Annotated in this window: 1 protein-coding gene; it reads right to left on the bottom strand. The window is 46.8% G+C overall.

Annotation, left to right across the window (positions count from 1 at the left end; all coding sequences use genetic code 11):
• A partial coding sequence (locus WBV75_RS04860) for a SusC/RagA family TonB-linked outer membrane protein (protein ID WP_424119523.1) occupies positions 1–1519 on the bottom strand: 1519 nt, incomplete at its 3' end.
• Positions 1520–2034 lie beyond the last annotated feature (515 nt).

Genomic DNA, 2034 nt, shown 5'->3' with positions numbered 1-2034 from the left:
TATTCGCATAGTTCAGGGAGGTCACCTGGTTGTAGGAAAACTGCCGCGTACTGGCCTGATTCTGAAATCCGGAGGTCGGATTTTCAGCACCGCCGAAAATCAGGGCGTTGAATGACTCGGGGCCCCGGGCCTCTGTCAGGAATTCGCTTTGGTAATCCCCGCCCATCGTAATTGCCGCGGTAAGCTCAGGGGTTATTTTATAAGAGGCGTTAAAACTTCCGATAATCTTGACTTCCTCTATCTTCCGGGTAAAGGTCTTGATTTTGTCCATCAGGACTAGTGGTGCTGTATAAGGTATGAAGGGAATCAGGTCCGCTCCGTTGGTATAATCATCAGGGGTGAGATATGGCACCGAATTATAAGCCCCGATGACGAAGTTTTGATTGATCGCGTCCGACCCGATCCGGTCCGGCACATTCGATTCTGAATAATTGATAGAAATATTCGTACTGTATCTAAATCGATCATTGGCTGACTTCCCGGTAGTGTTATTCCGGATGTTAAACCGCTTCAGGTCAGAAGCCCTTAAAATACCCTCCTGATCAAAAAACCCAAGTGAGGTATATTGGGAAAACCGCTCACCCCCGCCCTGGAAACTGAGATTGTGGCTTTGCGTAAGGCCCGTCCTGAAAAAATATTCGTCCCAGTTATATGTCGGTACCGCAGCTATTTCATCCGGTGACAGGCCCGCCCCAAGTCCGCGACCCCGCTGGTTTTCCAGGGTCAATTGTTCCTGGGAATTCATCAGGTTGTAATCATTATCCTGGAGGGAACTAAAACTGAGAATACCGGTGTAATTAACATGTAGTGGCGTATTAAAGCTCCCCTGTTTGGTTTTAATCACCACTACCCCGTTCGCACCGCGGTTTCCATAAACAGCCGTCGCAGCAGCGTCCTTGAGAACATCGACTGAAGCGATCTCCTGTGGGTTGATGCTTCTGAAATTATCCTCATCCACAGGCGTACCATCAATGATAAAAAGGGGGGCAGTATTTCCGTTAATGGAGTTGATCCCCCTGATCCGTACCGATGGCGCTGCTCCCGGTTGCCCGGAAACGGTATTGACTTCAAGACCGGCAACCTGCCCGGAGAGGGTTTGTAATACATTGGCATTGGGGCGGTTTTTGATCGTCGCATCGGTCAGGGTCTGGGATGCTACACTTGATTTCGCCCGTTTGGCCGTCCGGTATCCCTGTAAAACAACTTCCTGCAGTTCCTGCGCTTCCTGCATCAACTGTATGTTGATGACGTTCTCAGACCCCACGGTGCGCTCTGCACTCATCTGTCCGATATACGAAAACCGAAGCACCTCCCCCACGCTGACAAGGATACTGTAATTCCCGTCAAAATCCGTCTGAACCCCACGGGAGGTACCCACCACGACAACAGAAGCCCCGGGAAGGGGCTCATTATTCTGATCTACAATAATACCGGTAACTGATTTCTCTTGTGCATGAGAAAATGTAAGGCCCAACACCATAAATAGTGTGGTTAAAATCCAGGTAAACTTTGATTTCATAGTAGCGGTTTTTGTGTTGGCCATGTCTGAATGATATTCAGGAGATAATGGCGATTTAAATCCCGGATTTCTGCATTTCCCGCAGATCATTTAGAAATTTCTTAATAAATATCCCTCTTTTTTTTTACATCGCTCATGTTTTCATTGTTATTATAATTTTTCGCATTCGGTTTACTCGCCTCTAACACGTGTTCTGCAAAGGTGCTTTGGGTATTTTAAAAATCGAATAAGCTATACTTCAGCGCAGAAGAAAGGGGATTCATATTGTCTGCTGACCTGTATTCGTCTCCTTCTCCGAACATCAAACAGGCCACGGCGGATAAAAAAAATGCCTGCAGAAAACCTGCAGGCATATTAACTCAAAAAACGATTTGACTTCTTACTGGCCTGTCATTACAATATCAACAGTAAAGTCACCTGAAAATAACGCTTGTGTAAGAGTTATTGAAAATTGATCATCACATGCAGAGTACGTACCGGTACCACCAGTCGCCCATGCATCATCTCCTATGAAG

This window comes from Robiginitalea sp., assembly GCF_049588695.1.
In the GTDB taxonomy this organism is placed as follows: domain Bacteria; phylum Bacteroidota; class Bacteroidia; order Flavobacteriales; family Flavobacteriaceae; genus Robiginitalea.
Note: the sequence above shows the minus strand (reverse complement) of the source record. Positions and strands in the feature narration are given on the sequence as shown.